Origin of the sequence: Oceanimonas pelagia (assembly GCF_030849025.1) — a bacterium.
Lineage (GTDB): Bacteria > Pseudomonadota > Gammaproteobacteria > Enterobacterales > Aeromonadaceae > Oceanimonas > Oceanimonas pelagia.
Window position 1 is genome coordinate 1,153,108 of sequence record NZ_CP118224.1, and the last position, 25,063, is coordinate 1,178,170.

A 25,063-nucleotide genomic window follows, 5' to 3' on the forward strand; every position below is an offset into this window, starting at 1 on the left:
ACACCATGGAACAACAAATCCAACCACAACAAATACAGCAAGCGGTGGCCCGGGTTCTGGCCGCCTATGAGAGCGGGCAGCAGTTTGACGCCGGTGAAGGGCCGCAAACGGTGGAGCAGGCCTATGCCATTCAGGATGGCGTGGCCCGTCACCTGTGGCCGGCACACCGTACCCATTGCTGGAAGGTGGGTGCGCCCGACCGGGACACCGAGCCCTACAGCGCGCCCATTCCGCCGCAGAAGGTATACGACAGCGGCGTGCGGCTCAGGGGGGATGACTTTCACATGATTGGCATAGAAGCGGAGCTGGCCTTTCGGGTAACCAGAGCCCTGCCGGTGCGGGCCGAGGCCTACAGCGAGCAGGAAGTGCGGGCGGCGCTGGGGGAGCTGTGCGTGACCCTGGAGCTGGTGGATACCCGGCTCCAGCAATGGCAGCAAACCAGCGCCCTGTGGCGGCTGGCCGACAACCAGATCAGCGGCGGCCTGGTGGTGGGCAGTGGCATTAACGACTGGCAGGGCCGGGATCTGACTCTGCAGCCGGTGCAGCTGACGTTGAACGGTGAGGTGCTGGCGGATAAAAGCGGCGGCCATCCGCTGGCCGACCCGACCGTGCTGCTGACCTGGTCGGTGAATCATCTGGTGGCGCGCAGCCACGGGCTGGCCGTGGGGGATCTGATCACCACCGGCAGCTGGACCGGCATGAAGTTTATCGAGCCCGGCGCCGATATTCGGGTGGTGTTCCCCGGCATCGGCGAGGTGGCGCTGACTATTGCATAAGCTGAATTAACCGGCGCCGGAGTGCCCGGTAAGGAGGACATCATCGCCTGGTTGCTTCCCGGCGGCCTGTGTGCCGCCATTGTTCTGGCCCTGCTGTTGCCGGGGCCCGGCGTCTGGCTGGCCCAGTGGCAGCCGCTGCCCTGGCTGGTGGCGGTGATCTTTCTGGTCAACGGCCTGCAGACCCAGGTGCGCGAGCTCAGGCCCGAGGCGGGCTTTGGCCGGGTGTTCGGCCTGGCGCTGGTGATCAGCCTGTTGCTGTCGCCGCTGCTGGGGGCGCTGCTGTATTACCACAGCGGGCTGGCACCGGGGCTGGCGCTGGGCCTGCTGGTGGTGTCTGTGGTGCCGCCGACCCTGTCGTCCTGCGTGGTGCTGACCCGGCTCAGCGGCGGCAACGCCCAGTGGTCGCTGTTTATGACCCTGGGGCTGAACCTGCTCGGCATCGTCACCATTCCGCTGATGCTCAGTCTGCTGATCGGCCGCAGCGGTGAACTGTCGCCCTGGTCCTTGCTGCACAAGCTGTCGCTGATGGTGCTGTTGCCTTTTGTGCTGGGCCTTTTGCTGCGGTTGGTGCTGGGCGGACGGGTGGTACACCGCTGGATGACGGTGGTGCCCACCCTGAGCGTGGTCACCACCGCCTGGATCACCCTGTCTACCAGCCGCCCGGCGCTGTTGCAGCTTGGCGGAGGTGATTTGCTGGCGCTGGCGCTCTGGTCACTGTTGCTGCACGGTGCTCTGCTGCTGGTATGCCGGCTGGCGGGACGCGGGCTGGCGCGGCCGGCGCGACTGGCGCTGTTGTTTACCGCCGCCCAGAAAACCACGCCGGTGGCGGTGAGCGTGCTGGTGGCGATGAACGCCGCCGGCGGGCTGGCGGTGGTGGCCTGCCTGGTGTTTCACTTTATGCACATGCTGGCCGACTCCCTGCTGGCGTCGCGTATTGGCGCGCGAACCGCGGCCCTGACGCGGGCCGGGGCTTAGCGTTCGGCGCTGAAGGTACAGCAAAACCGGGTCAGGCCCCGATCCTGGGTTACCTCGATGGGGGCCCGGTGACCGTCGAGAATGGCCTTGACCAGGGCCAGCCCCAGCCCGTGGCCCGGGCTGTGCCGGCTGCGATCGCCCCGGTACAGGCGCTCAAAAATATGGGGCAGATCGGTCTCGCTGATGCCGACGCCGGTGTCTTCCACCATCACTTCAATGTTTTGCCGGTTGCGTCTGGCCGTCAGCCGCACCCGGCCGCCGGGTTCAGTGTACTTGATGGCGTTGTCGAGCAGATTGGCAAAGGCCTGGCGCAGGGCCTGGGGATCTCCTTGCGTGATCAGCCCGGTTGCCAGCCGGGTGGTCAGGTCAATGCCCTTGTCCTCGGCGGCCAGCTCGTACAGTTCGGCCACCTCTTTCAGCAACCGGCCCAGATCGCAGGGCTCGAGCCGGGCCGGATCCAGCCCCTGCTCGGCGGCGGTGATCGCCAGCAGGTAATCGAGCTGGGTTTGCATGCGCTGATTCTCCTCGGCGCAGTCGAGCAGGCTGTCGTGCCAGCGTTGCGGATCCGTGCTTGCCAGCGCCTGCTCCAGGCTGAGGCGCTGGCGGGTCAGTGGCGTGCGCAGATCGTGGGCGGCGCTGTCGAGGGCGTGGCGCAGCCCGCTCACCAGCCGGTGAATGCGCGCCATTTGCTGGTTGAACAGCAGAGTCAGCTGGCCCAGCTCGGTGCGGTGCGAGGCGGTGGGTGGCACCGGGCAGTCAAGGCCGTCCCGCTGCAGGCTGCCAATGCGGTGAATAAGGGTGCGAATGGGGCGCAGGGTGCGCCGGGTGAGCCAGGCCACCAGCCCCAGGCTTATCAGCAGCATGGGCAGCAACAGTTGCAGCATGGTCTGGCGGTAGCGGGCCAGATCCTGCTGGCGGGGGCCGGCGGACAGGGCCACCTGCAGCCGGTAGCCGTCCAGGGTGCGGCCCTGGTGCCAGCTGCCATCACTCAGCTGGCCGTCGGCCCGGGGAGGCAGGGCGGGGCCGGCGCTGAACAGCAACTGCCCGGTCGGATTGGTAAAGCGCACCCGGTAGTGGCTCAGCAGCAGAAATTCCCGGTCCCGCTCCAGCACGTGCAGCAGCTTGTCGGGGCCGGCGTCGTTGCTGATGCGCTGGTAGTTGTCGAGCAGGGTGGCCACCAGTTGTCTGTCCTTGCCGAGCAGGCGTGAGCCCAGCAGGTGCTCCCCGGCCAGCAGCAGGCCGCCGGTGACCAGGGTCATCAGTACCAGATACCAGAGGGTGAGGGTCAGGCCGGTGGTAAAGCGGGGTTTAATCGGTGCGCAGGACATAGCCAATGCCTCTCAGGGTATGCAGCAATTTTGGGGTCTGGCCCTTGTCTATCTTGTTGCGCAGCCGGCATACCAGCACGTCCACCACATTGGTCTGGGGATCAAACTGGTAATCCCACACCTGCTCCAGGATCTGGGTGCGGGACACCACCCGGCCCTGCTGGCGCAACAGCAGCTCCAGCAGCACCAGCTCTCTGGGCTGCAGGGCCAGCCTGTGCTCGCCCCGCCAGGCCAGTTTGCGGGATGAATCCAGGCGCAAATCCGCCAGTTGCAGCACATCCTGCGCCAGCGCCGGCTGGTGCCGGCGCAGCAGCGCCTCGATACGGGCCAGCAGCTCGCTGAAGGCAAAGGGCTTGGTCAGATAGTCGTCGCCGCCCAGGCGCAGCCCCTGCACCCGGTCGTCCACCGAGCGACGGGCGCTCAGCAGCAGAATGGGAAAACCGGCGCCCTGGCCGCGCCAGTCCTGTACCAGCTCAAGTCCGTCCCGGCCCGGTAGCATGATATCGACAATGGCCAGGGCGGGGGGCTGCTCCAGCGCCAGGGGGGCGGCGTCTTCGGCCCGGCTGCAGTGCTGCACCCGGTAGCCCTGCTCGGTCAGGCCGCGGGCAAGAAAGGTGGCAATCTTGTCATCATCTTCAACCAGCAACAGCTCCATGGCCGGGGTCTCCGTAGTGGGCATGGCGCACATTGTACCGCCATCGAGACGGGTGGCCATGAACCTTTCCATTCTGTAATGCGGCGGCAAGGCAGCCGCAAGGCTGGCCGGCTATAGTGACAGGGTCATTTACAAGGAGAAGCGTTATGAAAAAAGTTCTCGCCGTGCTGGTGCTGGCCAGCCTGGGTGTACAGGCCCAGACCGTGAACACCCAAGTGCTGACCACCGACACCGCGCTGAAGCTGGTGAGCGAAGGCATCAGCCAGTGCGCCAAAGACGGCTATAACGTGACCGTGGCGGTAGTGGATCGCAGCGGCACCCTCAAGGCCCTGGGCCGTCATGAGAACGCCGGCCCGCATACCGTTGAAAGCGCCCGCAAGAAGGCCTTCACCTCCGCCTCCATGGGGGTGGTGACCGCCGAGCTGGCCAACAATATCGCCGACAAGCCGGCGCTGTTTGGCCTGCGCGAAATGCACCCGGATATGCTGATCCTGGGCGGCGGCCTGCCCATTCGTGTGAATGACCAGCTGGTGGGTGGCATTGGCATCGGCGGCGCGCCCGGTGGTCACCTGGATCAGGCCTGCGCCGACGCGGCCCTGAAAGCGGTACTGCAGTAAGTCTGGCCGAGCGGCCTAGCGGGTGCCGCTCAACCACTCCAGCAGCGCCTGCTCCGGCATGGGGCGGGCCATGAGAAAGCCCTGAAAGGCCGGACAGCCCAGCCGCTGCAGCTGGTCGCGCTGGGCTTCGGTTTCCACCCCTTCCGCCACCACCGTCATGTTCAGCTCACGGGCCAGCGCCAGAATGCAGGCGATAATGGCCCTGTCTCGCGGCGCCGTGTCCACATGGCGAATAAAGGCCCGGTCGAGCTTGAGCTCGTCCACCGGCAGCTCCTTCAGGTAGGCAAAGGAGGAATAGCCGGTGCCGAAGTCGTCGATGGACAGCCCCAGCCCCAGCTCCTTCAGCCGGGCCATGCGGGTGCGGCTTTCGGTGAGGTTTTCCAGGATCACGCTTTCGGTCACCTCCAGGGTCAGCCGGTGCCGGCAGGCGGGAAACTGCAGCAGCAGGGTTTCCAGCCGGGTGGTGAAGTCGGGGCTGTGAAAGTGGCGGGCACTGATGTTGACCGACAGCCGTTCTGGCCCGCTGCCATGACGGTGCCAGTGTTGCAGCCGCTCGCAGGCCCGGGCCAGCACCCAGTTGCCGATGTCGCAGATCAGCGAGGTTTCCTCGGCTACCGGAATGAAATGGCCGGGGGGAATGGGCGGCTGGCCCGGTGGCTGCCAGCGCAACAGCGCTTCCACACCGGTGACACCATGGCCGTTCAGGCTGACCTGAGGCTGAAAGTGCAGCGCCAGCTCCTCGTTTTTCAGGGCCTGCTGCAGGGCATTGGACAGCCGCAGCCGCTCCTGTACCTCTTCCGCCATTTCCGGGCTGAAAAACACATGGCTGCCCGGGGCGATGCGCTTGGCCATGTGGGTGGCGGTATCGGCCTGGCGCAAATATTCTTCCAGCTCGACCCCGGTGGCGGGAAACAGGCTGATGCCGGCGCTGATGCTCAGGTGCAGGCGCAGCCCGTCCAGCTCAAAGGGCAGCGAGAACAGCTCGTTGAGGGCCTTGGCCAGTTGCTCGGTGCGGGTTTTGGTAGCGGAATAGCCGTGGCCCAGGCGCGGGCACAGCAGCACGAATTCGTCGCTGGCAATGCGTGCCAGGCTGAAGTCGTCGTGCTGGTCACAGAACTGCTGCAGCCGCCCGGCCACCTGCACCAGCAGCCGGTCTCCCAGGCCGTAGCCGAGGGAGTCGTTGATGTTCTTGAAGCCATCCAGATCCAGCAGCAACAGGGCGCCCCGGCTGGACTCGAGCTCGGCCAGCGCCACCGTGTGATGAATGTGCTCCACCATGAAACGGCGGTTGTGCAGGCCGGTAAGCTCGTCGAAATAGGCCATTTTCTCGATGCGCTCGCGGCTGGCCTTCTGCTCGGAAATGTCCTCGGCGTGGCACACATAATGGCGCAGTCCCAGGCCGTCCTGCATGCGGCTGATACGCAGGTTCACCGGCAGAGAGCGGCCATCGGCCCGGGCCAGCCGCTGCTCGCCCTGCCACCATCCTCTGTGGTGCAGCGCCCGCAGGATCACGCCGACCTCCGCCGTATCCGTGTCCTTGTCCCGTAGTGACAGCAGGCTGGTGCCCACCAGGCTGTCCGGCTCCAGGCCGCACATGTGGGCAAAGGCCTGGTTGGCCCGCTGAATGCGCATGCGTTCGTTGGCGATGAAAATGCCTTCCCGGGTTTCAAAGGCGGCGGCGGCCACCATCAGCTGTTCCTGATCGCGCCGGTGCCTGAGCTCGGCGGCCACTCTGGGCTCCAGTTGGGACAGCAGCGCCGTGATGCCTTCGCTGTCGGTCAGGGGCCGGTCGAACAGCAGCACCAGTACCCCCAGGGGCTGACCGTCGCTGTCCTTGAGGGAGAGGCCGGCGTAGGCCTGCATGCCCTGCTCGCTCAGCATGGTGTCGCCGGGAAAGCGTTCGGCAATACCGCAGGGGTGAATGCATACCCGCTCCCGGCTGTGGCGGCTGAAGGCGCAGGGCGTGCCGGCCAGATCGTAGGTAAAGGGCGGGCACAATTCCCCCTTCAGGTGGCAGGCGATGGCCTGCACCCGTTCCGCTCGCGGGTGCTGCAGTCCGGCCAGCACCATGCTGGCGCCGGTGAGGCTGGCCAGCTGCAGCATCAGCCGGTTGAAAAAGTCCTGCCCGGTGTGGCGGCACAGCAGCGGCATCAGCCGGGCCATGATGTCGTCGGCATAGCGGGAAGGCGGGGGCAAAGCCGGGGCTTGCTCCAGGACCTGGGCGATGCGCGTGGCCAGGGAAGCCACAAACTGCAGGTCGGTGGCGGACATGGGCCCGTGGGCCTGGGCATATTCCAGGCTGAGCAGGCCGCCGGGGCCGCCGGCAAAGGGCAGGGGCATATCCAGCCGGTGGCGAATGCCGTCGGTGGCCAGGTAATCAAAGGCGCTCAGCAGGGGTTGCTCGGCACAGTTGCCAAAACTGAGTCCGCCGCGCTGGTGCAGGGTGCGCAGATAGCGGCGGTCGGCCCGTACCGGGCGCAGGGCAAAGGGCAGGCCCTGGCTGTAGAGCGGGCGCAGCAGTTCCTCGGCCTCGTAATGGCGCCACAATATAATGCGGTCCGGTTGCAGTTGCTCACCGAGAATATCCAGCAGCGCGGGCAGAGAGGCCTGGCTGTCGTCCGGTTGCTGGCGCCACTGACGCTGCAGTTGCCACTCCAGCAGCCCTTGTTCGTCACGGGTTTCCTGCCGGCGGATGTCGGCGCTCACCAGCCAGTGGCCATGCTCCACCGGGGCCAGATGACACCGCCAGCGCCGGCCGCCCACGGTCAGTCCCAGCCGCGTGGCTTGGCCGGCCTGGCAGGCCTGTTCAAGGCGTTGACGATCGCCCTGCTCCAGGCCGGCAAGCAGTGAAGAGCCGGGCTCGAACAAGCCAATATCGGCGGGCAGGGGAGTCAGCGGGTGCAGGTGAAATTGCGGATCCAGCCTGAAAAAGCACAGGGTATGCTGGGCCTGGGATAGCGCAGGCAACGACATGATGGGGGCGTCCTTGTTCTTGCAAGCCGTGAAACTGTCTTGTGGTGACCATGATGAGGGCCATTGTAACGCATTGCGAAAAGCCGCGTCAGGGGTTATTTTATTAGTGGTTTCTAAATTAATGCCTGCTTGTAAAACGAGTTTCATCCTGAAAACGGGGGCCTGTGATGACCATTGTCAATTTTACTCCCTGGACCGCTCTGGCCGGTGGCCTGTTGATCGGCGCTGCTGCGCTGCTGTTGTTGCTGGTGGGCGGACGTATTGCCGGCATCAGCGGCATTGTTGCCGGCATTGGCAGCCAGCGCAACAAGGGTTGGCGGCTCGCCTTTGTGGCGGGGCTGGTGGCGGTGCCGCTGGTGCTGTTTGGCCTGAATGTGGCGGAGGCGGCTTCGTTGCAGCACTATTCCCCCTGGCGGCTGGCCCTGGCCGGCCTGCTGGTGGGCGTGGGCACCCGGCTGGGCAACGGCTGCACCAGCGGTCACGGCATTTGTGGCCTGGGCCGGCTGTCGCCCCGCTCGGTGGTGGCCACCCTGCTGTTTATGGCGGCGGGCATGGCCACCGTGACCCTGAGCGGGCTGGGAGGCTGATCATGCTGATACCGATTGCACTGTTTTCAGGCGCCCTGTTCGGGTTGGGGCTGCTGGTGTCGGGCATGATGAACCCGGCCAAGGTACTGGGCTTTCTCGACTTGTTCGGCCGGTGGGACCCAAGCCTGGCGCTGGTGATGGGGGGAGCGCTGGCGGTGTTTGCCCCCGGCTACTGGTGGTGGCGCCGGCAGGGCCACACTCGCTGTGTGCTGGGTGACAAGCTGCCGGATGTGCCTGCCGCCCGTTTTGATCGCAAACTGTTGCTGGGCGCGCTGCTGTTTGGCATCGGCTGGGGCCTGGCGGGCATCTGCCCCGGGCCGGCACTGGGCCTGCTGGGCAGCCTGCAGTGGCAGGCCGGGCTGTTTGTGGCCGCCATGATCGCCGGTTTCTGGCTGGCCAACAAAGCCGGAAGCTTGAAGCGATAAGCTGGAAGCCTCCACATGGCCACTTGCAGTTATAGTGTGCAATCAAAATCAATAAAAAGGCTGTGCTCCCTGGCATCGGGGCCACAGCCATATCATTCGCTTCGAGCTTCGAGCTTCGAGCTTCGAGCTTCGAGCTTCGAGCTTTAAAGCTGTTTGAGGTAGTCCAGCACCACTTCGTGGTGATCCTTGGTCTTGAACTTGTTGAACACCTTGGTCACGGTGCCGGTTTCGTCAACCAGAAAGCTGATGCGGTGAATGCCGTCGTATTCCTTGCCCATGAATTTCTTCGGGCCCCAGACGCCAAAGGCGTCGGCCACGGCGTGATCTTCATCGGAGAGCAGGGTGAAGTTGAGCCCGTCCTTTTCTTCAAACTTTTTCAGCCGGGCCACCGGATCCGGGCTGATGCCCAGCACCACCACGTTGAGGGCATCGAGCTCGGCGCGGCTGTCGCGCAGGCCGCAGGCCTGTACCTTGCAGCCCGGGGTCATGGCCTTGGGGTAGAAATACACCAGTACCTTTTTGCCGCTGAAATCGCTCAGGCTGACGCGCTGGCCGTTCTGATCGCAAAGGGTAAAGGCCGGAGCCCGGCTGCCTTCCTGCAGATAGGTCATTTGCTGTTTCCTGTGGTTGGTTTGCGTTTTAAACGAAAGCTGTGTTGCTCGCACTCCAGCTCGGCGCACAGTTGCTCAAAGGTGTGCTGGGCCTGGTCGTCGCTGAGCTGCTCGGGCAGGTTGAGCTGAAAGTGGGCCTGAAACTTGCCGCTGTGCTCGCCGCTCAGGGTCTGGTTCTGCATGGCCTGAATGTCCCAGCCGGCGTCGCTGAAAAACTGGGTGCAGCGGTTGACGATGCCCGGCCGGTCGGCGAGCACTATTTCGGCATCGGCGCTCAGCACATAGCTGGGCTGGTTCAGCACCTGGGTACGCTTCATCATGGTGATCAGCTGCTGGCTCTGGCCAAACAGCGGCAGGGTGGTTTCCAGCCGGGTGATCTGGTTCCAGCTGCCCGACAGCAGCAGAATAAAGGTAAACTCGTTGCCGAAAATGCCCAGCCGGCTGTCGACGATATTACAGCCGCAATCGGAAACATGGCGGGCGACTTCGTTCACGATGCCGGCTCTGTTTTCGCCTATGGCGGTCACCACGAGATGATGGGTCATCGGCAGTCCGAATAATGCTGTGGGAGTGAGCGGGCATGTTAGCATAAAAGCCGGTTGGCTCCAGTGCCTGTCTTGTATTAGGGTAGGGGCCACCACTAGCATCGCCGCCTTTATTCTTGTTGCACTTCAGATTGCTCAAAGCGAGAGCAGGCAAGGGGCGCGTTACCGAAGCGAATTTTAGGGCATGAACCAAAGCGTGAAAGCAAAAACAATGATGAGCCTGCTGGCCATGGCGGTACTGGCCGGCTGCAGCAACCCGGAAACCCGCAGTCAGGCCAACCGTGGTTTTGACTATGAGCAGGAAACCCTGCGCACCGCGCCGCTGCTGATCCCGGAAGGACTGCAGGCGCCGCGTTTCAATACCGAATACGTGATCCCCAAGGGCGCCGCCCAGGGCGCCACCGGCAAGGCACTGGACATTCGTCCGCCCACCCAGGTGCTGCCACTGGTGCGCGGCTCCGAGGCCATGGCCGAGGGCAGCGGCCTGTGGTTTTATCAGCAGCGCCTGGACCAGCCCCTGGAGCAGGAGCTGACCAAGGCGCTGACGGCGTTTTTTGAGCAGAGCGATGCCGACTACCGCGCCGTGGCCAACGGCTTTGAAAGCAACGGCAAGGCCATTGGTGCACCCGGGCAGCAGTTTCGCTGGCAGCTGATGCCCGACGCGGTGCGCCGGGCGGTGGCGGTGCAGGTGCAGGCCACCGAGGGCGCCGATGCCCTGGCCCAGGACCGGCGGCGGGCCGAGGCCTCCATGCTCAACGCCTTTTCATTGTCTTACCAGCGTGAGCTGAGCCGCCAGCAGGAGTTGCTGGATAAAAGCCCCATTGAACTGACCCTGGACCCCGGACAGGGCCTGTTGCTGGCCGGGCAGGGCTACGACCGTACCTGGAAGCGGCTGATCACCCTGCTGCCCAAACTCGGCTTTGACATCAGCAACCGTCAGCAGGCGCTGGGTTACGTGGACGTGGAGTTCGACGGCCTGAGCAAGGGCGACTGGCAGGATCTCAAACTGCCGGCGCTGAATATTCCCGAACAGGAATACCGCATTCAGCTCGGTGACTTGGGCAACCGCACCAGCCTGAGCCTGAGCAACAAGGACAGAGAGCCGGTACCCGCCGGAGTACTGAGCGCGCTTATCAAGACGCTGGCGCCGGCCTTTGAGCGTACCGATCTGGCTCGCTGAGCTTTTTTGGGGAAAGGTAATTGGTACCGTGCACTTTCGTCGGACAAAGCGCACTGCTTCTCCGGCACGCCGTGAATACCTCCCTGTAGGCTCCGTCGCGCCATCCCTGGCGCGAAGGGCACGGCGAAGCAGACACCCTTTGCCCTCCTTGGGACACTCGGAGCTGACTGACCGCTCACAGACAGCATCGATGTTGCCCGAAGCAGCAGTGGGGATTGCCGTAGCCGACCGGCACATGCCATGGAAGGCATGTGCCGAGCGTTACAGGGAAGTATTCGAAGCGTGTCGGCGTAGTGCAACCGTACTGCTGTTTCGCGTGGCACGGGTTTTCAGCGAGTGCCATTCCCTGTTCCCGACTCTCCATTCCCCAAAATGAACTCCATCCAGCCGGGCTTTGTGCTCACCCGCCACAGCCGGGATCGCCACGGCCACACCGAACTGCACTACTGGCTGTGCACGCCGCAGGGGCCGGCGCGCCTCACCGTGCGCGGCGAGCGGGCCCTGCTGATGGTGCCGGTGGCCGAGCGTCTTCAGGTGGAACGGGCACTCGCGGAGCTGGGTTTTGAATGGACCGAGCCCGGCCTGCAAAGCTTTGCGCGACAACCCCTGGCGGTGCTCTATTTCGCGACCATGAGCGAGCACTGGCAGGCGCTGCAGCGGCTGCAGGCCGAGGGCATCGAGGTGCTGGAGTACGACCTTCGTCCCCACGAACGTTACCTTGTCAGCCGGTTTATTCGGGGCAGTACCGAATTTACCGGTACCCTGCGGCCACGGAATGGCTTTGTGCAGGTGGATCATGCCCGGCTGCGCAGGGGCGACTGGCAGCCGCGTTTTCGCGTGCTGTCGCTGGATATCGAATGCTCGGGCCAGGGCGAGCTCTATTCCATCGGTCTTTATGGCGAGGGGCTGGCCCGGGTGATCATGATTGGCGCCCCCGAGCCCGCCGCCACCGACATCCATTGGGTGGCCGACGAGCGGGCGTTGCTGCGAGCGCTCGAAAGCGAGCTGACGGCTTATGATCCCGATATCATCATCGGCTGGAACCTGGTGGCCTTTGATCTGCGGCTGATCCTGAAGCGGGCGGCGCTGCACGGGCTGAAGCTCGCCCTGGGCCGGGGCGGCGAGGGCGCCTACCTGCGCGAGCGCACTCACACCGAGCAGGTGTTTGTCACCCTGCCGGGGCGGGTGGCCATCGACGGCATAGACGCGCTCAAGACCGCCTGTTACACCTTTGACAGTTTCAGCCTGGAGTCGGTGGCGCAGGCGTTGCTGGGCCGGGGCAAGCAGACCGAGGACGTGACCAACCGGCTGGCGACCATACTGCACGACTTTCGCTTTAACAAGCCGAAACTGGCGGTCTACAACCTGGAAGACTGCCGGCTGGTGTGGGACATTTTTGAGCACACTCGAGTGCTCGATTTTCTGCGCCTGCGCAGCCAGTTGACCGGGCTGGAGCTGGATCGTGTCGGCGGCTCGGTGGCGGCTTTTGTGCAGGTGTATCTGCCCCATCTGCACCGGGCCGGGTTTGCCGCCCCCAACCTGCCGCCCGGCGGCGGCCTGGCCAGCCCCGGCGGTTATGTGATGAACTCGCGCCCGGGCCTGTACCGCCATGTGCTGGTGCTCGACTTCAAAAGCCTGTATCCGTCCATTATTCGCACCTTCCGTATCGATCCCCTGGGGCTGGTGCTGGGCGCCGAAGAAAGCGATGCCATTCCCGGTTACCGGGGCGCGCGCTTTTCCCGCACCCACCATTTTCTGCCCGACATTATCGCCGGGCTCTGGCGCGAGCGGGATCAGGCCAAGCGGGATGGCGATGGCCCCCGCTCCCAGGCCATCAAGATACTGATGAACTCCTTTTACGGCGTGCTCGGCTCCGGCGGCTGCCGCTTCTACGATACCCGGCTGGCCTCGTCGATTACCCTGCGTGGCCACGACATCATGCAGCGAAGCGCTCATTGCATTGAGGCCGAGGGTCACGAGGTGATCTACGGCGACACCGACTCGGTGTTCGTGCTGCTCACGGGCGAGCACGACGAAGCCTCGGCCAGCCGCGAAGGACAGCGGCTGGCGGCGCTGGTCAATGCTTACTGGCGGGAATGGCTGCAGGCGGAGCTGCGGCTGGAAAGCTTTCTGGAGCTGCAGTTTGAAAGCTATTTCGCCCGCTTTTTAATGCCGACCATACGCGGCCGGGAAGAGGGCTCGAAGAAGCGCTACGCCGGCCTGCGGGTCAAAAACGGTGAGCCTGAGCTGGTGTTCCGGGGGCTGGAAACCGTGCGTTCCGACTGGACGCCCCTGGCCCGGGCCTTTCAGACCGAGCTGTACCGGCTGGTGTTCCATGATGAAGATCCGAGCGGGTTGGTGCGGGAAACCCTGGCACAGACCCTGGCCGGCGAGCGGGATGAACAGCTGGTCTATCGCAAGCGGCTGCGCCGGCCCCTGGCCCAGTATGTGAAATCCCAGCCGCCCCAGGTACGGGCGGCCCGGCTTGCCGACGCGCACAACGCGCGACTGGGCCGGCCGCTGCGCTACCAGCGCAAGGGGGTGATTGCCTATGTGATCACGGTGAACGGGCCTGAGCCGGTGGAATACCGGCAGTCGGCCATCGACTACCAGCATTATGTGGACAAGCAGCTCAGGCCGGTGGCGGACGCCATTCTGCCCTTCGTGGGGCTGACCTTTGAGGGCATTACCGGCCAGCAGCTGGGGTTGTTCTGACAGTGCAGGGATTAGTGATTGGGGATTAGGGACTGGTAGCTGTGCACCCTTGTCTGCGAGTTTGCGCCGGCTGAAGCGGCGCCTATAATGAACCAAGTCCCAAGTCCCAAGTCCCAAGTCCCAAGTCCCAAGTCCCAAGTCCCAAGTCCCAAGTCCCAAGTCCCAAGTCCCAAGTCCCAAGTCCCTAGTCCCTAGTCCCTGCTCCCGAGTCTCCGTTTTTCTTCTCGTCATCGGGCTTGTATTGGCCCGGGGGCACGCCCCAGTCATCCTTGCTGTCGTCCCAGCGGCGCAGCTTCATCTTGTCGCGATTGCGCTGCACGCTTTTTTCTATCTGCTTGGTGTCCTTGAGGGCGCTGACGAACAGGCCAACCAGAAACAGCAGGGGCAGGGCAATCCAGAGCCAGACGCTCATGGTGGTTTCCTCAGTGGTAAATGTAGCGGGCGAAAATTTCGTCCAGCATGTTAAGGATATGTGTTTTACCCGATATTGGCCGGGCGGCCAGGGCCTCGGCCACCAGCGCCGGTGTCAACTGGCGTTCACAGTGCTGTGCCAGCGGCCGGTAGCTGAGGTGCCAGGGCTCGGCACCGACGCCACTGGCCACGGCGTAAGGCAGGTAAAAGCCAAAGCGGCCCATGTTGGCGTTCAGCCACTGGCTCAGCGGGTGAAAATAGCCGCCGGTTTCATATTCCCAGGGCTCCAGTTGCAGCTTGCCGCCGCTGGGCAACAGGGTGGGATCGTAAACATCGAGATCCGTGCCCCAGTGGTGGCGGCTGGTGCCGGGCAGGGCGCTCCAGCGCAAAATGGCGTGAATGCGCTCGGGCTCGCTCAAGGTAAGGGCATCGAGGGGGCGGCTGTGCGCATCCAGCAGCGGTCGCTGGCCCTCGAACTTGCCGTTCCAGATGGCGAGCTGGCGGTCAAAACCGCGAAAGCTCGACGCCGGTGCCAGATGGAATCCGGCCCCGGCGGCGGCCGCCTGCAGGGCCTCAAACGCCGCCCTGGCCTCGGCCTGCAGCCGGTGCCCCGGCTCGGCCAGGGGCACCAGATGGCGTTCGTCGAGGCCCAGCAGGCAGGCGGACATCATGCCAGCAGCCGCTCCAGAATGCCTTCATACATGTCGGTGAGCTGTTCCAGATCGGCAATTTTCACGCACTCGTTGAGCTTGTGAATGGTGGCGTTGACCGGGCCCAGCTCAATCACCTGGGCGCCGGTCTGGGCGATAAAGCGCCCGTCGGAGGTGCCGCCGGTGGTCAGCAGCGCCGGTGCCTGATGGCGCACCGCTTCCACCGCGCCCACGGTGGCGGTGAGCAGATCGCCGGCGTCGGTGAGGAAGGGTTTGCCGTTCAGCAGCCAGTCGATGCGGTAGTCGAGGCCGTGGGCGTCGAGAATGCTGTGCACCCGGGCCTTGATCCTGTCTTCGTCGAGCTCGGTGCTGAAACGGAAGTTGAACTGCACCTTCATCTCGCCGGGAATGACGTTGGAGGCACCGGTGCCGGCCTGGATATTGGCAATCTGAAAGCTGGTGGGCGGAAAATAGTCGTTGCCCTTGTCCCACTCGATGGCGGCCAGCTCGGCCAGCGCCGGGGCGGCCCTGTGCACCGGGTTGTCGGCCAGGTGCGGGTAGGCCACGTGGCCCTGCACGCCCTTGACGGTGAGATCACCGGTGAGCGAGCCGCGCCGGCCGTTCTTGACCACGTCGCCCACCTCGTGGGTGGAGGACGGCTCGCCCACCAGGCACCAGGTGATCTTTTCGTTGCGCGCTTCCAGGGTGTCCACCACCCGGGTGGTGCCGTTGATAAAGGGGCCTTCCTCGTCGCTGGTGATCAGAAAGGCGATGGAGCCTCGGTGATCCGGAAAGCGGGCCACGAAGCGCTCGGTGGCCACCACCATGGCCGCCAGCGAGCCCTTCATGTCGGCGGCGCCGCGGCCGTGCAGGTAGCCTTCAATCTCGGTGGCTTCAAAGGGCGGTGTGTGCCACTGGTCCAGCGGGCCGGGAGGCACCACGTCGGTGTGGCCGGCAAAACAGAACAGCGGGCCTTCGGTGCCACGGCGGGCCCACAGGTTGGTGGTGTCTTCAAATACCATGGTTTCCAGTTTGAACCCCAGGGCGGCCAGCCGCTGGCCCATCAGCTCCTGGCAGCCTTCGTCTTCGGGGGTTACCGAGGGGCGGTTGATCAGCTCTTTGGTGAGAGCCAGCACGGCAGAGTCGGTCATGTGTTTCCTTACTTCTTTATTATTGGTTGAACAGGCGGGCATACAGCTCGGGCTTGAAGCCTAAGTGCAGCTCACCGTCGATATTCAAAAGCGGCCGCTTGATCATGGCCGGATGGGCCAGCAGCAGGGCGGCGGCGGTGTCGGGCCCCAGACTGGCCTTGTCGGCATCGCTCAGGGTGCGGTAGGTGGTGCCGCGCTTGTTGAGCACCTGCTCCCAGCCCAGCACGTCCAGCCAGTGGGCCAGTAGCTCGGGGTCGAGGCCATCGGCGCGGTGATCCACAAAACGGTAATCGATGCCCGCCTGCTCCAGCCACTTGCGGGCCTTTTTGACGGTGTCGCAGTTTTTGATGCCGTAAAGGGTCACGGTCATGATGCTGTTGCTCCTGGAGGGTGGGCGGAATTTTGTCACTTAAGGTGCCGGGCTGCAACCGGGGCGGCGTCGCGACAAAATCCGCTGGCGCATCACCGCCGCTTTGGTTAGTGTTAGCGACTTTGAATTCCCGTCGCCGCCGCCAGCCGAATCCGGACCCTGATACCCGGTCTCGCACCATGACGCGGCTTTTCATTCGCTTTGCCTTCAGAACAAAAGGGGAAAGGCTTGGAACTCAAGGAATACTGGAGCGACAGTTACCACTCCAGCGATTTTAAACTGACCCGCATCGGCTTTGTGGCCATTCGTTTTCGCTGGCTGGTGACCCTGCTTATCATCGGCATTGCCGGCTGGATTGCCGTGGACTGGTGGGTGCTGGATCCGGCCCACTTTCAGCTTATCTGGAAAATCCGGCTGATCACCGGCGCCATGCTCACGCCCTTGTTGCCGCTCAGCTACCTGTGCAAGCTCAACCGGCGCTGGATGGTGGCGTCGCTGTATTTTCTGCTGGGCATTCTGCTCACCTTCAATCTGGTGGGATTGTGGAGCTTTCGCGACGGCGCGCCCATTCCCATTGGCTATGTGGCCTTTCCCTATTTTCTGCTGGCGCTGCTGAGCGTGCTGCCACTGCCGGTGAAGTCGGGGCTGCGCGTGGCGCTGGTGGTCACCCTGGCGGTGCTTGGCACCGACTACTGGCTGGACCGGCACAGCCTGCACAACGGCGCCCTGCTGGATCGGCTGTGGCTGCTGCTGTGCTTCAGCCTGGCCATGATCTGGGTGCAGGCGGGCCAGTTGCGCATGTTGCTGGATCTGTACCGGGAGTCGACCCGGGATCCGCTCACCCGGCTGATGAACCGCCGGCTGTTTATGCGTCAGCTCGAGCAGGCACAGCGCGACAGCCGCCATCAGCCCTTTACCCTGATTTTGTTCGATCTGGACAGGTTCAAGCGCATCAACGACGAACACGGCCACCTGATGGGGGACGAGGTGCTGGTGCGGGTGGCCACCACTCTGGGAGACATTTTTGGCCCCGACGCCACCCTGGCCCGCTTTGGCGGCGAGGAATTCATCGTGCTGCTGCCCAATACCACCCTGGAGCAGGGCCTGCGCCGGGCCGAGACCCTGCGTCTGGCGGTGGAGTCCCAGCCGGTGGAAAACCCCTTGGGCGAGGGCGAAATCACCGTGACCCTGAGCGCCGGCGTGGTGGAAGGACGCCATGACAGCAAGCTGCAGGTGTTGCTCAATCAGGTCGATGAGGCGCTGTATGACGCCAAGCGAAACGGCAGAAACTGTGTACAGGCGGCGGCCTGATCAATAAGCCTTTCGAGTGGTGGTTTGTATACGGGGCTTGGCTTATACTGCGTGCCAAGCCCCCGTATACCAATTTCACATCATGACTTTCCTGCGGAAAAATAACTAAGCGAGATGTCTATGCCCCAAGACCAACAGGACAAACGTGCCCTTTACATTCCCTATGCCGGCCCCGCACTGCTTGAAACTCCCTTGCTGAACAAGGGCAGCGCGTTCACCAAGGAAGAACGGCTGGCATTCAACCTGGAAGGTCTTCTGCCTCACAACATTGAAACCATCGAAGAGCAGGCCGAACGGGCCTACAAGCAGTACTGCGGGTTTCAGAACAATCTCGACAAACACATTTACCTGCGCAACATTCAGGATACCAACGAGACGCTGTTCTACCGTCTGGTGGAAGATCACCTCACCGAGATGATGCCCATCATCTACACCCCCACCGTGGGCCAGGCCTGTGAGGAATTCTCCAACATCTACCGTCGTGCCCGGGGTCTGTTTATTTCCTACCCCGATAAAGATCATATCGACGACATTCTGCAGAACGCCACCAAGCGCAACGTCAAGGTGATCGTGGTGACCGACGGCGAGCGCATTCTCGGCCTGGGTGACCAGGGCATTGGCGGCATGGGCATTCCCATCGGCAAGCTGTCGCTGTATGTGGCCTGTGGCGGTATCTCTCCGGCCCATACCCTGCCGGTGGTGCTGGACCCGGGCACCAACAACCCGCAGTTGCTGAAGGATCCCATGTACATGGGCTGGCGCAACCCGCGCATTACCGGCGAGGAATACGAAGAGTTCGTGGACGCCTTCATTCAGGCGGTCAAGCGCCGCTGGCCCAACGTGCTGCTGCAGTTTGAAGATTTCGCCCAGAAGAACGCCATGCCCCTGCTCAACCGCTACAAGGATGAGCTGTGCTGCTTTAACGACGACATTCAGGGCACCGCCGCCGTCACCCTGGGGTCGCTCATCGCCGCCTGTCAGGCCAGCGGCAGCAAGCTGTCGGAGAAAAAGGTGGCCTTCCTCGGCTCCGGCTCCGCCGGCTGCGGCATTGCCGAGCAGATCGTGGCGCAGATGAAGGCCGAAGGCCTGAGCGACGCCAAGGCCCGGGAGCGGGTGTTCATGGTCGACCGTTTTGGCCTGATCACCGACAACATGCCCAACCTGGTGGACTTTCAGCGTCCGCTGGCCCAGTCCCTGGACAACCTGCAGGACTGGAACGTGGCCGGCGACAACATCTCCCTGCTGGAGGTGATGCAAAACGCCAAACCCGACATTCTGATCGGCGTGTCCGGCCAGCCGGGTCTGTTCACCAAGGAAGTGATCCAGACCATGCACGCCCACTGCGAGCGGCCCATCGTGTTCCCGCTGTCCAACCCCACCTCCCGGGTGGAAGCGACCCCGGAAGACATCATCAACTGGACCGACGGCCAGGCGCTGGTGGCCACCGGCAGTCCGTTCGCGCCGGTGGAGTACAAGGGCAAGCTGTATGAAATTGCCCAGTGCAACAACTCCTACATCTTCCCCGGCATCGGCCTGGGCGTGCTGGCCTGTGGTGCCAAGCGGGTGACCGATGCCATGCTGATGGCGTCCAGCCGGGCCCTGGCGGCCTGCTCGCCGCTGGCGAAAGATGGCGAAGGCGCGCTGCTGCCGCCGCTGTCCGAAATTCAGCAGGTCAGCCGTCACATCGCCAAGATGGTGGCCAAGACCGCCCAGTTGCAGGGCCAGGCCCTGCAGACCTCCGACGAGGTGCTGGACAAGGCCATTGAGGCCAACTACTGGAATCCGGAATACCGCCATTATCGTCGGGTTTCGTTCTGATCCCGGGGTGAACCGCAAAAGGCATGCTTCGGCATGCCTTTTTTGATCCCGGCCCATGGCTGGTATTCATATAACCCTCTGGGTATATTGGACCCTGACTGGTGAGCAACCACGAGTCCGGCGGCGAGCCAGGGTGGGCGAGCCCGGTTATTCAAGGAGAGAACCATGACCGTTAAAATTTCCCTGCTGGCCCTTTCCCTCTGTGCTGCGCTCGGTGTGCCGGCCCAGGCCGCCGTGGTGCCCGCAGGCACCGAGCTTGCCAAGGTGCAGCAACTGGTGCGGGGCAATGGCTCTGAGCCGGCGTCCCTCGACCCGCACAAGGTGGAAGGGGTGCCCGAGAGCAACGTGCTGCGGGATCTGTTTGAGGGGCTGGTGAATTCCGGTCCCGATGGCGAGGTGGTGCCCGGCGTGGCCGAGCGCTGGGAAAGCAGCGACAATCTGGTGTATGTGTTTCACCTGCGCGACAACGCCCGCTGGTCCAACGGCGATCCGGTGACCGCGCAGGACTTTGAATATGCCCTCAGGCGGGCGGTGGATCCCGCCACCGCCTCACCCTATTCCTGGTATCTGGAAAAGGCCACCATTCTCAACGCCAGCGAGGTGGTAAACGGCAACAAGCCCGCCACTGAGCTGGGCGTGAAGGCGCTGGATGAGCACACCCTGGAAATTACCCTGGCCAGCCCCGTGCCCTATTTTGTGTCCATGCTGTCGCTGGCGCCCACCTACCCGGTGCACCGGGCCACGGTGGAAAAATTCGGTGACGAGTGGACCCGGGTGGGTAACATGGTCTCCAACGGTGCCTACCGGCTCAGCAACTGGGTGGTCAACGAACGCATTGAGCTGGCGCGCAACCCTCACTACTGGAACAACGCCGACACGGTACTGGACACGGTGGTCTATCTGCCCATCGCGTCGCAGAACGCCGAGATGAACCGGTTTCTGTCCGGCGAGCTGGACATGACCTACGACATTCCTCTGGAGCACTTCAAACGGCTGCAAAAGGAGCACCCCGACGCCGTTCGGGTGAACGGCTACGTGGGCACCTATTACTATGTGTTCAACACGCAAAAAAAACCCTTTGACGACGTCCGGGTGCGCAATGCCCTGTCCTACGCCATCGATCGCGACATTATTGCCGGCAAGGTGATGGGGCAGGGGGAGCGCCCCGCCTATACCCTGGCCCCGGAGGGGGTGAACGGCTTTACGCCGCCGGCGGTGGTCTGGGCCGGCTGGACCCAGCAGCAGCGGGATGAAAAGGCCCGGGCGCTGCTCGAAGCAGCCGGTTACGGCAAGGACAAGCCACTGCGCTTTGAGCTGCTTTACAATACCAACGACAACCACCGCAAGGTGGCGGTGGCCATTGCTTCCATGTGGAAAAAGCACCTGGGGGTGGAAGTGGAGCTGGTTAATCAGGAATGGAAAACCTACCTGGATACCAAGACTCAAGGGAACTTCGAAGTGGCCCGGGCCGGCTGGATTGCCGATTACAACGAGGCGTCCAGCATGCTGGATCTGATGCAGAGCCGCCATGGCAACAATGACGGCCAATACAGCAACCCCGAGTTTGACCGGCTGATGGCCGCCTCCAGGCTGGCCAGCGACGAGAAGGCCCGCAATGCCCTGTATGCCCAGGCCGAGGAGATACTGGCGGTGGATATGCCCATTGCGCCCATTTACCAGTACGTCAAGGCGCGGCTGGTACAGCCTCAGGTGGGGGGGTACCCCGACAATCCCCTCGACAATATTTACAGCAAGGATATGTATATCAGGGCGAAGTAGGCCCTGCATGATGACCATTTCGTCATGCCCGCGAAGGCGGGCATCCATTTCCCGGCCGGCGCTCTGGTGTCAGAGGGTGCACTTTTGCCCTGGACTCCCGCCTACGCGGGAGTGACGTTACTTTTCCTGTCATGCCGGTGTCGGGAAGATGACGGCCGTCAGGCTGCGGCGTTAAGGGGTTAACCCATGTTCAAATTCATACTGAAGCGAATACTGGAAGCCATACCCACCCTGCTGGTGCTGATCACCATTTCCTTTTTCATGATGCGCTTTGCCCCCGGCAACCCGTTCAGCACCGAGCGTTCGCTGTCGCCGGAAGTCATGGCCAATATCGAGGCCAAATACGGCCTCGACCAGCCGGTGCTGCAGCAGTATGTCACCTACCTGGGCAACCTGGCGCGAGGGGATCTGGGGCCCTCGTTCAAGTACCGGGACTTTACCGTCAACGAGCTGGTGGCCCAGGCACTGCCGGTGTCGGCGCGCATCGGCCTGCTGGCGTTTGCCGGCGCCGTGCTGCTGGGCGTGACGGCGGGTGTGGTGGCGGCGCTCAGGCAGAACAGCTGGGTGGACCATATGGTGATGTCCGGCGCCATGCTGGGGGTGGTGGTCCCGTCCTTTGTGCTGGCACCGCTGCTGATCCTGGTATTTGCCATCGGGCTGAAATGGCTGCCCGCCGGGGGCTGGCAGGACGGCGGCTGGCAATATCTGATTTTGCCGGTCATCGCCATGATGATGCACTACATTGCCGCCATCGCCCGCATCATGCGCGGCAGCATGATCGAGGTACTGAACGCGCCCTTTATTCGCACAGCAAAGGCCAAGGGCCTGCCCATGGCGCACATTGTGCGGCGCCATGCCCTGCGTCCGGCGTTGCTGCCGGTGGTGTCCTACCTGGGGCCGGCCTTTGTGGGCATCATCACCGGCTCCGTGGTCATTGAAACCATCTTTGGCCTGCCCGGCATTGGTCAGCTGTTTGTCAACGGCGCGCTTAACCGTGATTACTCCATGGTGCTGGGGCTCACCATACTGGTGGGTGCCCTCACCATTACCTTTAACGCCCTGGTCGACATTCTCTATGCCCTGATCGACCCCAAGATCCGTTACTGAGGTATGCATGGTCACCACCAAGGATAAAACCGCCGCCCTGGCCCGGTTTGCCGGCGAGCTGGAGGTGCCGGGCCGCTCCCTGTGGGCCGATGCCCGCCGGCGCTTTTTTCACAACCGGGCGGCCCTGGCCAGCCTGCTGGTGTTGCTGCTGATGACCGGGCTGGTGCTGGCGGGGCCCCTGTGGTCACCCCATGCCTTTGATGACACCGACTGGGGGGCCATGATGGCGGCCCCCACCCTGGAAAATGCCCACTACTTTGGCACCGACTCCCTGGGGCGGGATCTGTTTGTGCGCACCCTGATGGGCGGGCGCATCTCCCTGATGGTGGGGCTGCTCGGCGCCCTGGTGGCGGTGGTGATCGGCACTCTTTACGGCGCCACCGCCGGGGTGATGGGCGGACGCACCGACCGTGTCATGATGCGGCTGCTGGATATTCTCTATTCCTTTCCCTTTATGTTTTTCGTGATCCTGCTGGTCACCTTTTTTGGCCGCAACATCGGGCTGATTTTTCTTGCCATCGGCGCGGTGAGCTGGCTCGACATGGCGCGTATTGTGCGCGGTCAGACCCTGAGCCTGAAACGGCGGGAATTTATCGAGGCGGCCGAGGTGTGCGGCGTCAGCCGCTTGCGGATTGTTGTCCGCCATATTGTGCCCAACGTGCTTGGCATCGTGGTGGTGTACGCCACCCTACTGGTACCGGGCATGATCCTGTTCGAGTCCTTTCTCAGCTTTCTCGGCCTGGGGGTACAGGAGCCCATGACCAGCTGGGGAGCCCTGCTTGACGAGGGCGCCAAGGCGATGGAGGTGGCGCCCTGGCAGTTGCTGTTTCCCGCCGGTTTTATGGTGGTGACCCTGTTTTGTTTCAATTTTCTCGGGGACGGCCTGCGCGACGCCCTGGATCCCCGTGACCGGTGAGGGAGGCAACCATGGAGCTGCTGAGCGTCGATGGTCTCAGGGTGGAATTTGATACGCCGGAAGGCCGGGTGGCGGCGGTGGACGATCTCGGCTTTTCGCTCCGGGCCGGCGAAACCCTCGGCATTGTGGGCGAGTCGGGCTCGGGCAAAAGCCAGACCGCCTTTGCCATTATGGGACTGCTGGCCGGCAACGGCCGCGCTGGCGGCCGCGTGCGCTATCGGGGCCGGGAACTGCTGGGGCTGCCGGAGCGGGCGCTCAACCGCATTCGCGCCGAAGAAATCGCCATGATTTTTCAGGACCCCATGACCTCGCTCAACCCCTATATGAAAGTGGGGGAACAGCTGATGGAAGTGCTGCTGCTGCACCAGGGTATGAGCCGAAAAGATGCCTTTAACGAGTCGGTGCGCATGCTGGAGGCGGTGAGCATACCCGAGGCGCGGGACCGCATGGGCCGCTACCCGCACGAGTTTTCCGGCGGCATGCGCCAGCGGGTGATGATCGCCATGGCGCTGTTGTGCCGGCCCGGCCTGCTGATTGCCGACGAGCCCACCACGGCGCTGGATGTGACCGTGCAGGCCCAGATTATGCGCCTGCTCAACGAGCTGAAAACCGAGTTCAGTACCGCCATCATGCTGATCACCCACGATCTGGGGGTGGTGGCCGGCAGTTGCGACCGGGTGCTGGTGATGTACGCCGGTCGCGCCATGGAGGTGGCGCCGGTGCGGGATATCTTCTATCGTCCGGCCCACCCCTATACGCAGGGGTTGCTGGCGGCCATTCCCCGGCTCGACCGCGACGAAGAGGCGCTGGCCACCATGGCCGGTAATCCGCCCAACCTGCTGCGGCTGCCGGCGGGCTGCCCGTTTCAGGCCCGCTGCCCGCATGTGTTTGACCGCTGCCGGCGAGAGATGCCGCCCCTTGAAGACATGGGTGACGGTCGGCACAGCGCCTGTTTTCTGGAGGCAAGCCATGACTGAGCCGCTGTTGCGGGTACACGATCTGCACGTGCATTTTCCGGTGCGAAGCAAGGGCGCCTGGCCCTGGCAGGCCCCGCAACGACTTAAGGCGGTAGACGGCGTCAGTTTCACGCTGTTACCGGGCGAAACCCTGGGGGTGGTGGGAGAGTCGGGCTGCGGCAAGTCCACCCTGGCCCGGGCCATCATTGGCCTGGTGCCCGTGACCGCCGGCTCGCTGCGCTGGCAGGGCCGGGAGCTGACCGGCCAAGCGGCGAAGGACTGGCGCACCGTGCGCCGGTACATGCAGATGATTTTTCAGGATCCGCTGGCCTCGCTCAACCCGCGCATGACGGTGGGGGAGAGTATCGCCGAGCCGCTGATCACCTTTCAGCCGCACCTGAACAGGGGCGAGGTGCGCCAACGGGTGTGGGCCATGATGGAGCGGGTGGGCCTGCTGCCCAGTCTGGTCAACCGCTACCCTCACGAGTTTTCCGGCGGCCAGTGCCAGCGCATTGGCATTGCCCGGGCGCTGATCCTCGAGCCGGAACTGATCATCTGCGACGAGCCGGTCTCGGCACTGGACGTATCCATTCAGGCCCAGGTTATCAACCTGCTGAAAGCGCTGCAACGGGAGCTGGGGCTGGCGCTGGTGTTTATTGCCCACGATCTCTCGGTGGTGCGCCATATCTCGACCAGAGTGCTGGTGATGTATCTGGGCCACGGGGTGGAGCTGGCCGACAGGCAGGCCCTCTATAACAACCCGAAACATCCCTACACTCAGGCGCTGCTCAGTGCGGTGCCCGTTCCCGACCCGGATGCGGAAAAAACCAGAAGGGTGCAACTGTTGCAGGGCGAGCCGCCGTCGCCCCTCGACCCGCCCTCGGGCTGTGTGTTTCGCACCCGCTGTCCCTTGGCGGATGACGAGTGCGCCAGGGCCGTCCCCGAGCTGAAAGGACCGGCCGAACACCGGGTGGCCTGTTTCAAGGTGGAATAATGCCACTATTTGCAAATCGGCCTTGAAAACCCTGCGGCCAGCCCCATATTCAGACACCAGGGCGCGCCATCGTCCCTCGACGCTGGCACACTGCGCCGTTATAATGCCGCGTCTGTTTTTAGCGAAGACCACGTCTTCACCAGGATTCAAGGAGCAGCCCGGGCTGTTTCAAACATCACAGGGTCAGCACCGCCGTGCTGAAGAAAATTGAGG

23 protein-coding genes are annotated in these 25,063 nt (G+C 63.6%); 14 read left to right on the forward strand and 9 right to left on the reverse strand.

Features of this window, described 5'->3' with window-relative positions; translation table 11 throughout:
- The first annotated feature begins 5 nt into the window (after positions 1-5).
- Together PU634_RS05465 and PU634_RS05470 are read left to right on the forward strand one after the other, a co-directional pair.
- Positions 6-776 (forward strand): 2-keto-4-pentenoate hydratase, encoded by a 771-nt coding sequence (locus PU634_RS05465; RefSeq protein ID WP_306763052.1) that lies wholly within the window; start codon positions 6-8, stop codon positions 774-776.
- A 21-nt stretch (positions 777-797) separates the two neighbouring features.
- Positions 798-1,751, forward strand: coding sequence for a bile acid:sodium symporter (locus tag PU634_RS05470; protein ID WP_306763053.1), 954 nt, complete (start codon positions 798-800; stop codon positions 1,749-1,751).
- Here PU634_RS05470 and PU634_RS05475 read toward each other — a convergent pair.
- The gene (locus tag PU634_RS05475) at positions 1,748-3,079 is read right to left on the reverse strand and encodes a sensor histidine kinase (RefSeq protein ID WP_306763054.1); all 1,332 of its coding nucleotides are present in this window, start codon (positions 3,077-3,079) and stop codon (positions 1,748-1,750) included. The genes PU634_RS05470 and PU634_RS05475 overlap by 4 nt on opposite strands.
- A complete protein-coding gene (locus PU634_RS05480; RefSeq protein WP_306763055.1) occupies positions 3,060-3,794 on the reverse strand; it encodes a winged helix-turn-helix domain-containing protein in 735 nt (244 codons plus the stop codon). Before PU634_RS05480 ends, PU634_RS05475 begins: the two co-directional genes overlap by 20 nt.
- Positions 3,795-3,880: 86 nt before the next feature.
- Between PU634_RS05480 and PU634_RS05485 the strand changes: the two genes are divergently transcribed.
- Positions 3,881-4,351 (forward strand): GlcG/HbpS family heme-binding protein, encoded by a 471-nt coding sequence (locus PU634_RS05485; protein WP_306763056.1) that lies wholly within the window; start codon positions 3,881-3,883, stop codon positions 4,349-4,351.
- A 15-nt stretch (positions 4,352-4,366) separates the two neighbouring features.
- Here the strand turns inward: PU634_RS05485 and PU634_RS05490 are convergent, their stop codons facing one another.
- Positions 4,367-7,324, reverse strand: a complete 2,958-nt coding sequence (locus PU634_RS05490) for a bifunctional diguanylate cyclase/phosphodiesterase (protein ID WP_306763057.1) — start codon at positions 7,322-7,324, stop codon at positions 4,367-4,369.
- Positions 7,325-7,491: 167 nt separating this feature from the next.
- Between PU634_RS05490 and PU634_RS05495 the strand changes: the two genes are divergently transcribed.
- Both PU634_RS05495 and PU634_RS05500 read left to right on the forward strand, forming a co-directional pair.
- The gene (locus tag PU634_RS05495; protein WP_306763058.1) at positions 7,492-7,911 is read left to right on the forward strand and encodes a YeeE/YedE family protein; all 420 of its coding nucleotides are present in this window, start codon (positions 7,492-7,494) and stop codon (positions 7,909-7,911) included.
- A gap of 2 nt (positions 7,912-7,913) precedes the next feature.
- Entirely contained in the window at positions 7,914-8,336 is a 423-nt protein-coding gene (locus tag PU634_RS05500) for a DUF6691 family protein (RefSeq protein ID WP_306763059.1), read from the forward strand.
- Positions 8,337-8,479: 143 nt separating this feature from the next.
- On the opposite strand, the gene bcp is transcribed toward PU634_RS05500, so the two are convergent.
- Together bcp and PU634_RS05510 are read right to left on the reverse strand one after the other, a co-directional pair.
- Positions 8,480-8,947, reverse strand: a complete 468-nt coding sequence (bcp, locus tag PU634_RS05505) for a thioredoxin-dependent thiol peroxidase (RefSeq protein ID WP_306763060.1) — start codon at positions 8,945-8,947, stop codon at positions 8,480-8,482.
- Entirely contained in the window at positions 8,944-9,492 is a 549-nt protein-coding gene (locus PU634_RS05510) for a glycine cleavage system transcriptional repressor (RefSeq protein ID WP_306763061.1), read from the reverse strand. Before PU634_RS05510 ends, bcp begins: the two co-directional genes overlap by 4 nt.
- 196 nt (positions 9,493-9,688) lie before the next feature.
- Between PU634_RS05510 and bamC the strand changes: the two genes are divergently transcribed.
- Together bamC and PU634_RS05520 are read left to right on the forward strand one after the other, a co-directional pair.
- On the forward strand, positions 9,689-10,672 hold the full coding sequence (bamC, locus tag PU634_RS05515; RefSeq protein WP_306763062.1) for an NlpB/DapX family lipoprotein: 984 nt from the start codon (positions 9,689-9,691) through the stop codon (positions 10,670-10,672).
- A gap of 372 nt (positions 10,673-11,044) precedes the next feature.
- Complete coding sequence (locus PU634_RS05520; protein ID WP_306763063.1) at positions 11,045-13,387, forward strand: DNA polymerase II; 2,343 nt, start codon at positions 11,045-11,047, stop codon at positions 13,385-13,387.
- Between the two features lie 184 nt (positions 13,388-13,571).
- Here PU634_RS05520 and PU634_RS05525 read toward each other — a convergent pair whose 3' ends face one another.
- From PU634_RS05525 to PU634_RS05540, 4 genes are read right to left on the reverse strand one after another with little or no spacing between them, the layout of a single operon-like run.
- Positions 13,572-13,799, reverse strand: a complete 228-nt coding sequence (locus PU634_RS05525; protein ID WP_306763064.1) for a hypothetical protein — start codon at positions 13,797-13,799, stop codon at positions 13,572-13,574.
- Between the two features lie 10 nt (positions 13,800-13,809).
- The gene (locus tag PU634_RS05530; protein ID WP_306763065.1) at positions 13,810-14,469 is read right to left on the reverse strand and encodes a M15 family metallopeptidase; all 660 of its coding nucleotides are present in this window, start codon (positions 14,467-14,469) and stop codon (positions 13,810-13,812) included.
- Entirely contained in the window at positions 14,466-15,599 is a 1,134-nt protein-coding gene (gene dapE / locus PU634_RS05535) for a succinyl-diaminopimelate desuccinylase (protein WP_306763066.1), read from the reverse strand. Before dapE ends, PU634_RS05530 begins: the two co-directional genes overlap by 4 nt.
- Before the next feature lie 19 nt (positions 15,600-15,618).
- Positions 15,619-15,969 (reverse strand): ArsC family reductase, encoded by a 351-nt coding sequence (locus tag PU634_RS05540; RefSeq protein ID WP_306763067.1) that lies wholly within the window; start codon positions 15,967-15,969, stop codon positions 15,619-15,621.
- A 228-nt stretch (positions 15,970-16,197) separates the two neighbouring features.
- On the opposite strand from PU634_RS05540, the gene PU634_RS05545 reads away from it, so the two are divergent.
- The 7 genes from PU634_RS05545 to oppF all read left to right on the forward strand — a co-directional run bounded on the left by PU634_RS05545 (position 16,198) and on the right by oppF (position 24,850).
- A complete protein-coding gene (locus PU634_RS05545; protein ID WP_306763068.1) occupies positions 16,198-17,280 on the forward strand; it encodes a GGDEF domain-containing protein in 1,083 nt (360 codons plus the stop codon).
- A gap of 120 nt (positions 17,281-17,400) precedes the next feature.
- Positions 17,401-19,098, forward strand: a complete 1,698-nt coding sequence (locus PU634_RS05550) for an NAD-dependent malic enzyme (protein WP_306763069.1) — start codon at positions 17,401-17,403, stop codon at positions 19,096-19,098.
- 165 nt (positions 19,099-19,263) lie between these two features.
- The gene (locus PU634_RS05555; RefSeq protein ID WP_306763070.1) at positions 19,264-20,877 is read left to right on the forward strand and encodes an ABC transporter substrate-binding protein; all 1,614 of its coding nucleotides are present in this window, start codon (positions 19,264-19,266) and stop codon (positions 20,875-20,877) included.
- A gap of 186 nt (positions 20,878-21,063) precedes the next feature.
- On the forward strand, positions 21,064-21,984 hold the full coding sequence (gene oppB, locus PU634_RS05560; protein ID WP_306763071.1) for an oligopeptide ABC transporter permease OppB: 921 nt from the start codon (positions 21,064-21,066) through the stop codon (positions 21,982-21,984).
- A gap of 7 nt (positions 21,985-21,991) precedes the next feature.
- Complete coding sequence (gene oppC, locus PU634_RS05565) at positions 21,992-22,900, forward strand: oligopeptide ABC transporter permease OppC (RefSeq protein ID WP_306763072.1); 909 nt, start codon at positions 21,992-21,994, stop codon at positions 22,898-22,900.
- Between the two features lie 11 nt (positions 22,901-22,911).
- The gene (locus tag PU634_RS05570; RefSeq protein ID WP_306763073.1) at positions 22,912-23,877 is read left to right on the forward strand and encodes an oligopeptide/dipeptide ABC transporter ATP-binding protein; all 966 of its coding nucleotides are present in this window, start codon (positions 22,912-22,914) and stop codon (positions 23,875-23,877) included.
- Positions 23,870-24,850, forward strand: coding sequence for a murein tripeptide/oligopeptide ABC transporter ATP binding protein OppF (oppF, locus tag PU634_RS05575; protein WP_306763074.1), 981 nt, complete (start codon positions 23,870-23,872; stop codon positions 24,848-24,850). The genes PU634_RS05570 and oppF overlap by 8 nt, the downstream gene beginning before the upstream one ends.
- Positions 24,851-25,063: the final 213 nt, after the last annotated feature.

What these genes read in the sequence shown, in the direction of transcription:
- PU634_RS05465 (WP_306763052.1), top strand. Translation starts at nt 6, where the DNA reads ATGGAACAACAAATCCAACCACAACAAATACAGCAAGCGGTGGCCCGG.
- PU634_RS05475 (WP_306763054.1), bottom strand. Translation starts at nt 3,079, where the DNA reads ATGTCCTGCGCACCGATTAAACCCCGCTTTACCACCGGCCTGACCCTC.
- PU634_RS05480 (WP_306763055.1), bottom strand. Translation starts at nt 3,794, where the DNA reads ATGGCCACCCGTCTCGATGGCGGTACAATGTGCGCCATGCCCACTACG.
- PU634_RS05485 (WP_306763056.1), top strand. Translation starts at nt 3,881, where the DNA reads ATGAAAAAAGTTCTCGCCGTGCTGGTGCTGGCCAGCCTGGGTGTACAG.
- PU634_RS05490 (WP_306763057.1), bottom strand. Translation starts at nt 7,324, where the DNA reads ATGTCGTTGCCTGCGCTATCCCAGGCCCAGCATACCCTGTGCTTTTTC.
- PU634_RS05495 (WP_306763058.1), top strand. Translation starts at nt 7,492, where the DNA reads ATGACCATTGTCAATTTTACTCCCTGGACCGCTCTGGCCGGTGGCCTG.
- PU634_RS05500 (WP_306763059.1), top strand. Translation starts at nt 7,914, where the DNA reads ATGCTGATACCGATTGCACTGTTTTCAGGCGCCCTGTTCGGGTTGGGG.
- bcp (WP_306763060.1), bottom strand. Translation starts at nt 8,947, where the DNA reads ATGACCTATCTGCAGGAAGGCAGCCGGGCTCCGGCCTTTACCCTTTGC.
- PU634_RS05510 (WP_306763061.1), bottom strand. Translation starts at nt 9,492, where the DNA reads ATGACCCATCATCTCGTGGTGACCGCCATAGGCGAAAACAGAGCCGGC.
- PU634_RS05520 (WP_306763063.1), top strand. Translation starts at nt 11,045, where the DNA reads ATGAACTCCATCCAGCCGGGCTTTGTGCTCACCCGCCACAGCCGGGAT.
- PU634_RS05525 (WP_306763064.1), bottom strand. Translation starts at nt 13,799, where the DNA reads ATGAGCGTCTGGCTCTGGATTGCCCTGCCCCTGCTGTTTCTGGTTGGC.
- PU634_RS05530 (WP_306763065.1), bottom strand. Translation starts at nt 14,469, where the DNA reads ATGATGTCCGCCTGCCTGCTGGGCCTCGACGAACGCCATCTGGTGCCC.
- dapE (WP_306763066.1), bottom strand. Translation starts at nt 15,599, where the DNA reads ATGACCGACTCTGCCGTGCTGGCTCTCACCAAAGAGCTGATCAACCGC.
- PU634_RS05540 (WP_306763067.1), bottom strand. Translation starts at nt 15,969, where the DNA reads ATGACCGTGACCCTTTACGGCATCAAAAACTGCGACACCGTCAAAAAG.
- PU634_RS05550 (WP_306763069.1), top strand. Translation starts at nt 17,401, where the DNA reads ATGCCCCAAGACCAACAGGACAAACGTGCCCTTTACATTCCCTATGCC.
- PU634_RS05555 (WP_306763070.1), top strand. Translation starts at nt 19,264, where the DNA reads ATGACCGTTAAAATTTCCCTGCTGGCCCTTTCCCTCTGTGCTGCGCTC.
- oppB (WP_306763071.1), top strand. Translation starts at nt 21,064, where the DNA reads ATGTTCAAATTCATACTGAAGCGAATACTGGAAGCCATACCCACCCTG.
- oppC (WP_306763072.1), top strand. Translation starts at nt 21,992, where the DNA reads ATGGTCACCACCAAGGATAAAACCGCCGCCCTGGCCCGGTTTGCCGGC.
- PU634_RS05570 (WP_306763073.1), top strand. Translation starts at nt 22,912, where the DNA reads ATGGAGCTGCTGAGCGTCGATGGTCTCAGGGTGGAATTTGATACGCCG.
- oppF (WP_306763074.1), top strand. Translation starts at nt 23,870, where the DNA reads ATGACTGAGCCGCTGTTGCGGGTACACGATCTGCACGTGCATTTTCCG.